Source organism: bacterium (genome assembly GCA_040755795.1).
Lineage (GTDB): Bacteria > UBA9089 > CG2-30-40-21 > CG2-30-40-21 > SBAY01 > JBFLXS01.
The window spans coordinates 1-9215 of the sequence record JBFLXS010000139.1; the positions used below are offsets into that span (position 1 = coordinate 1).

The following is a 9215-nucleotide window of genomic DNA, read 5'->3' on the forward strand; positions in this document are numbered from 1 at the left end:
GTTGTTTGTGTCATAAGTTTGTCCTCCTTATTTTAGTTAGTTAATACTTTTTGTATAGTATACCATAAAATCTTTCGCAGGTCAAACTTGACACTTTATCATATCATCTCTGCGGTGAACAGTTACGCTACCAGAAACTGACTGACAATTTTTTCCCACTTCTCTTGTTTCGGAAAACAAATAAGGAATAAAACAAAAGATAGCCCGATTAAAAAATAAAATTCTCCTAACAGGCTACCTATTAAAAATAAAACAAGGCCGTATAAAGCAATGGTTTCACATAAAGCAAAGATAAGGATGTTTCCCGAGATTAATGGTCTTATAATTTCATCAATTTTAGATTCTGGTGTTAATGGAATTTTACCGGGATTATCTAAAAACCTTTTTACGATAAGAATAACCACTACGGTTAAAGCAGAGATTAAATAAAGTATGTTTTTAAGCCAGTCAATTTCTTTGAATTTAACCAAACCTTCAAAAGAGAAGTGGTGAAGTATATTTGGGATAAACAGATAAATAACCAACGAAAGGATATTGGCAAAATATATTATCCGTATAGTTAAAAGAGATTTGTTAAGTTTAGTCTGGGAAGTTGGTTCTAACATTCTTTTTACTTTCTCCTCTGTTTTATCCGTGCTAATCCGCGTCAATCAGTGGCTGAATACTTACCTTGTTTTCTTGTTACTTAAATTCTCATAAATCGTTTCTCCAGTTCATTTAAACTCATCTTGATTATTACTGGTCTGCCGTGTGGGCAGGTAAAAGGTAATTGTGTTTGTGATAATTGTAAAATCAATGCCTCTATCTCCTGTTGAACTAATTTATCACCGGCTTTTATGGCACAGTGGCAACTCATTGAGATAAGTATCTTCTCTCGAATTTCTTGAGGTGTCTTACTCCTTTCTATTGTTTGAATTTCATAAATAAGTTCAAAAATTAACTCCCTGGGGTCTCCTTTTTCTAACGCGGCAGGAACAGAACGAACAATAAATGAATTCTGTCCAAATTCTTCTATCTCAAACCCTAATGAATTAAAAATAGGTAGATTTTGAACCAGAACCGCTGTCTCTTTATAATCCGTCTCAAGGGTAATGGGAATTAGTAAAATTTGTGCGGGTAAAATCCGCTCATCAATGGCTTCCTTCATTAATTTCTCATAAAGGACTCGTTCATGAGCCGCATGCTGGTCAATGATAAAAATATCCTCTTTACCCTGAGCAATAATATAGGTATTAAATACCTGACCAATAACCTGTAATTCAGCAGGAAGTGATAAGTGAGGAGAGGGTAGGGGAGGTATGGTTAGTGGTGAGGGTGGCGTCAGAGTAGGTGTTGGTTTAATTGTGTAATCTGGAAGAGGTATTTCCTGCTGCATCATTGGTTGAGGTTTGACCCACTGTGTTTGAACTTCAGGAGGTCGGACATCAGGTATTAAACTCGCCCTGGATAGGGTGTTTCGGATTGCCTCTACCAATAAATTATGCACCTCATTCTCATTATGAAATCGTATCTCCCGTTTTGTGGGATGAACATTTACATCTACTTTATCAGGGGCGATGTTTATAAAAATTATAACGATGGGGTGTTTATCTTTAGGAAGTAATGTATGATACCCTTGATAAATAGCATGAGTGACAGTTTTATTCATCACATAACGGTAATTAACAAATATAGATTGGAGATTTCTATCAGGACGGGTATGAGTAGGTTTGGCTAAAAAACCACTTACTTCAAGCAGATTACTTTTAAATTCAATCGGCAAAATGTCTTGTGATAATTCTTTTCCTAAAAAGTGAAGTATTCTTTCTTTAAAATCCGAACTGGCGGCAACATTAATTATCTCCTGATTATTATGAATTAATCTAAATGAAACCTGCGGATGACTGAGTGCATTTTGATAGACAACATCATTGATATGAGCGACTTCGGTGATATTAGTTTTAAGGAATTTTTTTCGAGCCGGGGTATTAAAGAATAAATTTTCAACTTCAATTACCGTGCCTATTGCCGCACCTATTTCAGTTACCTCTTTGATTTTACCACCCTCAAGTTTGACTGATGTGCCAGAAATACTCTCTTTGGGTCGGGTAATAAGTTTGATTTGAGAGACAGCGGCAATACTGGGTAATGCCTCCCCTCTAAAACCAAAAGAACAAATTGCATCTAAGTCTTTTGCAGTAGAAATTTTACTTGTAGCAAATCGCTCAAAAGCTAATACAGCGTCTTCTTTACTCATCCCCTCGCCATTATCCGAGACTCGGATGAGACTTTTTCCGCCATCAATCACTTCAACCACAACTTTTGTGCTTTTGGCATCAAGTGAATTTTCGACTAATTCCTTGACAACAGATGCCGGTCTTTGCACCACTTCACCTGCGGCGATTTTATTCGCAATTTCCTCTGGTAAAATTTTAATCCTTGAACTCATCCCTCAACTTTTATTGTATAACATTTATTTTATAATGTCAACTAAAAAATAGTTGCAAAGTAGAATTATTTGTGATATAGTTAATCTACGATGAAAATCTTATTAATCTCTCCACCTAAAATGAAAACACAGGATTCCCCCTTAATTGTCTTTGAAGAGGTGCCAGAATACTATCCTCCGCTGGATTTAATGTCTATTGCGGCTTGTTTGAAGAAAGATTATGATGTAGAAATTCTGGATGCACAGGTCTTAAATCTGAGTTATGAGGACATTCGTCAGGAAATAATAGCTAAATTCCCAAATATTATTGGAATCAAAACAACTATCTACACATTATTAGAAACGATTGATGTCGCTAAACTAATAAAAGAAATAGACAATTCTATCCATATAAATTTATGCGGTCCTCATACTCATATTTTTCCAGAAATAATTAATTTACCCTGTATTGATTCATTAATTGTTGGTGAAGAAGAGATTGTTTTTAGTCAATTAGTAAATTCTTTTCATAATCTAAGTCAGATAAAAGGTATAATTTATAAAGAGAATGGTCAAATTATTCACAGTCCTTCCCAGGAGGTAATTTTCAATCTTGATTCTTTACCTTATCCGGCTCGGGAAATGACTCCATACAAAAAATACACGATTAATTCAAACACGATTTTTACCACGATATTAAGTAGTCGGGGATGTCCTTATGATTGTCTTGAGTGTCATTTGCCTGCATTTAGTAAGAGTTTTCGAACAAGAAATAGTGTAAATGTAGTTAATGAAATACAAGAATGTTTAAAATTAGGTATTCAGGAGTTTATCTTTGTTGATGATGTGTTCACACTTAATCGCAAACGGGTTTTTGAACTATGCGACGAAATCATAAGACGGAATCTAAAGATTAAATGGCGGATTAACGCCAGAGCCAATAATGTCGATTATAGTCTGGTATTAAAATTAAAGGAGGCAGGTTGTCATTGGATTCATTATGAAATGACGAGTGGTGTGCAGAGTATGTTAGATTTTTTAAAAAAAGAAATTACTCTAAAGCAAATCCAATACGCTATTAAAGTTACTCAGGATGTCCGAATAACCAGTTCTGTAGATATTATCCTTGGATTACCTGCACAAACAAAAGAAGATGTTCAGGCGACTCTCAGAGTTGTTAATAAAATTAATCCTGATTTTGTCAATTTTCTGCTTAATCTTCCATATATAGGTCCGGCGGGTTCAAAAATCCTTATGTGGACACAAGAAACCAGTCTATCTCATTATTACAGGCATCTAAATCTTTTCTTTGATTCTAATCTGGAATTTCCGTTACATCAAAATATCGATGAACTGATAACGCTATTAAAACTTGCCTATAAAAAATTTTACTTCAGACCAGGCTTTTTTATTAAACAGTCTTTAACTTCACATTCCTATGATGTGTTTAAAAAGCGGATAAAGATTAGCTTTAAGGTAATGGGTCAGTGAAATGGGGGATTCTCCTGAAAGTAGGAAGTAGGAAAGTAGGAAAGGGGGAGACATTGTCCCCAGAAGAGGAATACCGTGCACATCCTTTATCCCTTTCCTACTTACCTACTACCTACTTGCCTACTATTTTCATTACTCTGTCCTCCGCAGGTTAATGTTCATTCCCCCAAATAACTGACGTATTACGCCTTAAGACATTAAAGATTTAATCTCATCAAATCTTCAGATAATAGAAATTCGCCTGAGTAGTGCTTTTTGCATTGCTCGGCTAAATCATAATCATCACATAAAGGATAAAAATGGGTCAGGACTAATTTTTTACAATTAGACTCACGGGCAATCTTAGCGGCAAAATAAGGGGTAAGATGTCCTTCAACCTTAATCTCATCAGGAAAGGCACATTCCAAAATTAATAAATCCGTGTTTTGAGCCAATTTAACTATCTGCGGACAATAATCTGTATCACCAGAGATAGTTACACTTTTGCCGTTTTTGGTCTGGAATCTGTAACCAACACTATTTTCACTGTGGATGATAGGCATTGTCTTTAATCGCCAATTATCAAATTCAATCTCGTTATCACGCACTTCTGTAAGAAAGAGATTATAACTTTGTGGGATAATCCAATCACCATATACTTTAAGTAGTCTATCATAGAAATCTTTAAACCCAACAGGTCCGATTACTTTCAGGTCATTTTCTCTTAATCGTACTGGATTTTTGCAGGCAAAAAGGAATGAGACAAAATCAATCGTATGGTCTGGATGAAGATGGGTGTAAAGTAGATAATCAATTTCTAAATAATCTAACTGTGCCTCTAATAATTTCCTTAGTGTTCCAGAACCACTATCAATGAGGATATTTTGATTTTCAATCTTTAAAAATATAGCCGGCGATGCCCGTTTTAAAGTAGGGATAGCCGTTCCTGAGCCAATAATGATTATTTCCATAAGTAAAATTATACTATCGATGGCTTATTATCTATAGCACTTATTAATCGAAATTTGACATAGATATGGTTATGAAATTCCAAATCACAAATTCCAAATTCCAAACAAATTCGAATGACCAAAATTCAAAACATTGCCCCCATAGTTTGGTATTTAGTACTTGAAATTTGGTGCTTATTTGAGATTTGGTGCTTGGGATTTGGGATTTTTTAGTTATCCACTCTGAGTAAAATTTTGACTAATAAGTACTATATGGTGTTTTACCCTTTAATATGGCGATTTTATCCTTAATTAATTCAGATAATTCACCTTTACCATAGATACTTGACGGATAGGTTTTTTGGAGTTTTTCATAAATTAAAGCGGCTTTTTGATATTCACCTGCCTGTTCCTCACATTCTGCAATATGATATAAGGCATGTGGGACTAAATCAGAGGCAGGAAAGTTATCTGCAACCTTTTGCCACTGTTCTTTAGCCTTAGCAAATTCTCCCATTGCATAAAATGTTTCTGCCTTTCCGTAGCTAGCATAGGGACTCCAATAACTATCCGGATATTCATTAATAAGTTTATCATATTGAGTAATTGCCGAGTTATATTCACCATATTCTTGAGTTCTACGGGCAGTATCATAAAGGACTTTTGATTGTTCATCCTTTAGTTTATTTTCGGCAGTGGTCAGTAATTCTTTAGATGTATTAGCAAATTTAGTGTCAGGATAGGTATCTATTATTTTTTTAAATTGTAAAGCCGCATCTTGTAAATTTCCCTGTTCATAAAGGCGAAGGGCAAGATTATACTCTTCTTCGGCACTCTTTGGCGTTCCTTTTTTTGAAATAGCGACTAATTTTTCCTCTGACTTTTTAGCATATTCCGTATTCGGATAATTTTCCTTTATCTCTTCAAACCATTCTGTTGCACTCTTATAGTCACCTAAGGCGTAATATCGAAGGGCAATATCGAATTTGCGTTTAACTCGGTCGGTTTTCATTGCTTCTTCTGCCTCATTAATTCCAGATTGAGCTAATGTAGCATATTCAGTATTGGGGTAGTTAGTGATAATTTGTTGAAAGGTATTTATTGCCAGAGGATAGCTTTTTTCTTTCATCAAAGTAAGTCCTTTTTTATATATTTTATAAGCCTCATCTTCACTTTCTCTGGTTTCTATTTCTAATAGTTTTTTCTGGGCATCTTCTTTATACTCAGTCTTTGGATATTCGGTGACAATTTCTTTAAATCCCTCTTTTGCCTTAGCCAATTTTTCCTCTTCATAAAGTTTCGTTGATTCCTCCCATTTCTTCTTAGCCTGTAAATAATCTTTTTCTTCTTCAATCAGGGCAATTGCTTTTTCGGCTAATTTAGCATATTCACTTTCAGGGAATTCAAACATTACTCGTTTAAATTCGTGGATTGCCTCATCATAATTTTTTTGTCTTAGTGCTACCTCTCCTCGGTCATATATGGTGCGTGCCTCTTTGTATGAAGTAACCACTAAATCTTCATTAATTTTTGACAATAATCCTTTAGCCTCATTTATTAGTTTGCTATTTGGATATTTATTAATCAATTTGGTAATTTTCTCTTTAGATTCCTTGTATTTTTTATCGGCATAAAGAGAATTAGCCTGGTCTAATAATTCTTTTGCCTGTTTTTCTTCATACTCTGCTTTAATCTTCTCAATTGCCTTTTGAGAAGAATCAACATATTTACTCTTTGGATATTCCTTTATTAATTTCTCAAATGAAGCGATAGCCTCCTGGTCATTCTCCAATCGGTATTGACACCAGCCAATAGAATATAAGCAATAATCAATATATTTACTTTCAGGATAATTTGTGATAACCTTTTTATATTCTTTTAATGCCTCCTCGAATTTATTTTGATAATAGAAAGATTCACTTATTTTCAATTGAGCGTAATGAGCAAAATTACTTGTTTTAAATTTCGTCAGGAAATCTCTAAATAAAGAAATAGCCTGTTGATAATCCTTTGCCTCATAAGATGCTTTCGCCTTTTGTAGCAATTCTTCTTCAATTTCAGTCTGTTGAATAGGCGGTTGTTGTGTAGTGACTGTTGCTGTTACAGATTTAGAAGGGAGATATTTTTCTAATTCTGACAGGTTATATTCTGCGTAATTTGCATCAGGAGTATCTGGATAGCGTGTTTTAATTTTAGTAAATGCCCTTTTCGCACCGGCATAATCGCCTACTTTTTGGAAAGATTCACCGGCTCGACTTAATGCCTGTTTTGCCATTTCTAACCCCGGGTATAAATCTGCCACTTTTTCAAAAAGCATCGCCGCATTTAAAAAATTTCGGAGTTGGTATTCGCATTCTGCTGATAGCAATTGGATATCAGAAACTTTTTCTCCAGATGGATGAAGGTCTAAGTATTTCTGGCAAAATTTATTTGCCTCATTAAAATCACCTTTGTTAAATGAATTAACTGCCTGGTCATAAATTTTAATATCATCCTGTGCCCAAACATTTATACTTAGCCCTATTAATAATAAACAGATTAAAAATCTTCTCATTTTTTACACCTCACTTTGGGAAGATATAATATTTTTATCATAAATTTCTTCTGCTGTCAAGAAAAAAGTTTGATAAGTTGTAATGGGTCAGTGAAATGGGGGATTGTCCTGAAAGTAGGAGAGTAGGAGAGTAGGAAAGTAGGAAAGGGAGAGACATTGCCCCCCGAAGAGGAATACCGTGCACATTCTTTATCCCTTTCCTACTTACCTACTACCTACTTGCCTCCTATTTTCATTGCTTTGTCCTCCGCAGGTTAATGTTCATTCCCCCAAATAACTGACCTATTACGATAAGTTGATAAGGAAACAGGTTCAGGGTTCACTTCACCTGAGTAAATAATTATGTTTATTTCTACTGGATAGTAAAAATAAAGCTACCCGTTGAGGTAAATTTTTGAATACGGTGATTATAGGTATCTACGATATAAAGATTTCCTGCAGAGTTCCTGGCGATACCAGTTGGTTGATTGAACTCACCATCCGCAGAACCAAACTTACCAAATTTAAGGATAAAACTTCCAAAAGGGCTAAACTTTTGTATTCGATGATTATCGGTATCAAGCACAAAAATATCATCAGAGGCATCCGAACAAATCCCTTGTGGTTGATTAAAATCTCCATCTTCACTACTTCCAAATTTACCCCATTTATGAAGATATAAACCCGTGGGGCTAAATTTTTGAATTCGATTATTGCCCATATCAACCACATAAATATTACTTAAGGAATCTACACCTACTCCTGAGGGATGTCTAAACTGTCCCTCCCCGGTTCCAGCACTACCTATTTGAATGGTAAAATTTCCACTTGAGGTAAATTTTTGTATCCGATGATTATAGGTATCGACAACATAGACATTATCATTCTTATCAACATAGATACTATAAGGTCGGTCAAACTCTCCCTCTTCAAATCCAGGTTGACCAAAAGTTAGCAGGAAATTTCCATCTCTATCAAACTTTTGTATCCGGTAGTTATTAGTATCCGCCACATAAATATTACCAACCGAATCTACTCCTACGCCGTAAGGGAATTTAAACTTACCTGTTTCTGTGCCCATACTGCCCAGTTTCATAATAATATCACCATTTTTATTAAATTTACAGATTCGATGATTATTGGTATCCGCAATATAGATATTATCTTCTTTATCTATCGCAATCCCGTGTGGAAACTGGAGGTTATGGCGCCGATAAGTCCATTGAAATAAAGTATCATCACGGTATTCTTCACTTACATTAACAGTCACCTGCGGGGAAGAAGCACAACCAGCGACTATTAAATTAATGATTAAAAGGAATAAAATCTGTCTCATTTATCTTGTAAAGAATTATAGCATTTTGAATTACAATTGTCAACTAATAAGAATACCCCCCAGGAATTCTCGGTGAAAAATTAGATAGAGACTTATTATTCCTTAAATATTTTTCTCTATCTCTCCTCAACATAGGTGAATTCAGTCTCTAAAAAATTCACCGAGAATTGCTGAATGTATCTTTTTCTTCTTGACATCAAATATCCTAATATGATAAACTTAAAATAGCTCTACAAAGCTGTCAAAAAAACTGCCACAAAGTGGCTTAGTTCAACAACGGTATGCAGCGGACGGCGCTGATACTGGATGTTAGGCAAGAGATATTTTAGGGTCAAACCGTGAATGAGGAATGCACAATAATTCGGTGAGGCAGAGGAAAAGGAAAAGGCAGAGAATCAAAGCTTTTGTCTAACCCTGCGTTGCAGTTGACGGCGGGGGACTGTGCCGTGGTCAGAGTTTTGTGGTCTCTCAAAGTTTTATCTTGCTATCAAACTTTTGTGGTAATTCTCCCCGCCGCAC

The 9215-nt window shown here is 35.2% G+C and carries 6 protein-coding genes; 1 reads left to right on the forward strand and 5 read right to left on the reverse strand.

The window, feature by feature from the left end; genetic code table 11:
* Positions 1 to 122: 122 nt before the first annotated feature.
* Together AB1414_10185 and mutL are read right to left on the reverse strand one after the other, a co-directional pair.
* Positions 123 to 605, reverse strand: a complete 483-nt coding sequence (locus AB1414_10185; protein MEW6607801.1) for a hypothetical protein — start codon at positions 603 to 605, stop codon at positions 123 to 125.
* Between the two features lie 80 nt (positions 606 to 685).
* Positions 686 to 2428: a DNA mismatch repair endonuclease MutL gene (mutL, locus tag AB1414_10190; protein ID MEW6607802.1), complete on the reverse strand. Its 1743-nt coding sequence runs from the start codon at positions 2426 to 2428 to the stop codon at positions 686 to 688.
* Between the two features lie 90 nt (positions 2429 to 2518).
* Between mutL and AB1414_10195 the strand changes: the two genes are divergently transcribed.
* Positions 2519 to 3898: a radical SAM protein gene (locus AB1414_10195; protein MEW6607803.1), complete on the forward strand. Its 1380-nt coding sequence runs from the start codon at positions 2519 to 2521 to the stop codon at positions 3896 to 3898.
* A 197-nt stretch (positions 3899 to 4095) separates the two neighbouring features.
* Here the strand turns inward: AB1414_10195 and AB1414_10200 are convergent, their stop codons facing one another.
* The 3 genes from AB1414_10200 to AB1414_10210 form a co-directional block, all read right to left on the reverse strand.
* Positions 4096 to 4848, reverse strand: coding sequence for an MBL fold metallo-hydrolase (locus AB1414_10200; protein ID MEW6607804.1), 753 nt, complete (start codon positions 4846 to 4848; stop codon positions 4096 to 4098).
* Positions 4849 to 5086: 238 nt separating this feature from the next.
* Positions 5087 to 7381, reverse strand: coding sequence for a tetratricopeptide repeat protein (locus AB1414_10205; protein ID MEW6607805.1), 2295 nt, complete (start codon positions 7379 to 7381; stop codon positions 5087 to 5089).
* A 352-nt stretch (positions 7382 to 7733) separates the two neighbouring features.
* The gene (locus AB1414_10210; GenBank protein MEW6607806.1) at positions 7734 to 8696 is read right to left on the reverse strand and encodes a 6-bladed beta-propeller; all 963 of its coding nucleotides are present in this window, start codon (positions 8694 to 8696) and stop codon (positions 7734 to 7736) included.
* Between the last annotated feature and the right edge of the window lie 519 nt (positions 8697 to 9215).

Coding starts and splice junctions, on each gene's coding strand:
- AB1414_10200 (MEW6607804.1), bottom strand. CDS start 4,848: ATGGAAATAATCATTATTGGCTCAGGAACGGCTATCCCTACTTTAAAA.
- AB1414_10195 (MEW6607803.1), top strand. CDS start 2,519: ATGAAAATCTTATTAATCTCTCCACCTAAAATGAAAACACAGGATTCC.
- AB1414_10185 (MEW6607801.1), bottom strand. CDS start 605: ATGTTAGAACCAACTTCCCAGACTAAACTTAACAAATCTCTTTTAACT.
- AB1414_10210 (MEW6607806.1), bottom strand. CDS start 8,696: ATGAGACAGATTTTATTCCTTTTAATCATTAATTTAATAGTCGCTGGT.
- mutL (MEW6607802.1), bottom strand. CDS start 2,428: ATGAGTTCAAGGATTAAAATTTTACCAGAGGAAATTGCGAATAAAATC.
- AB1414_10205 (MEW6607805.1), bottom strand. CDS start 7,381: ATGAGAAGATTTTTAATCTGTTTATTATTAATAGGGCTAAGTATAAAT.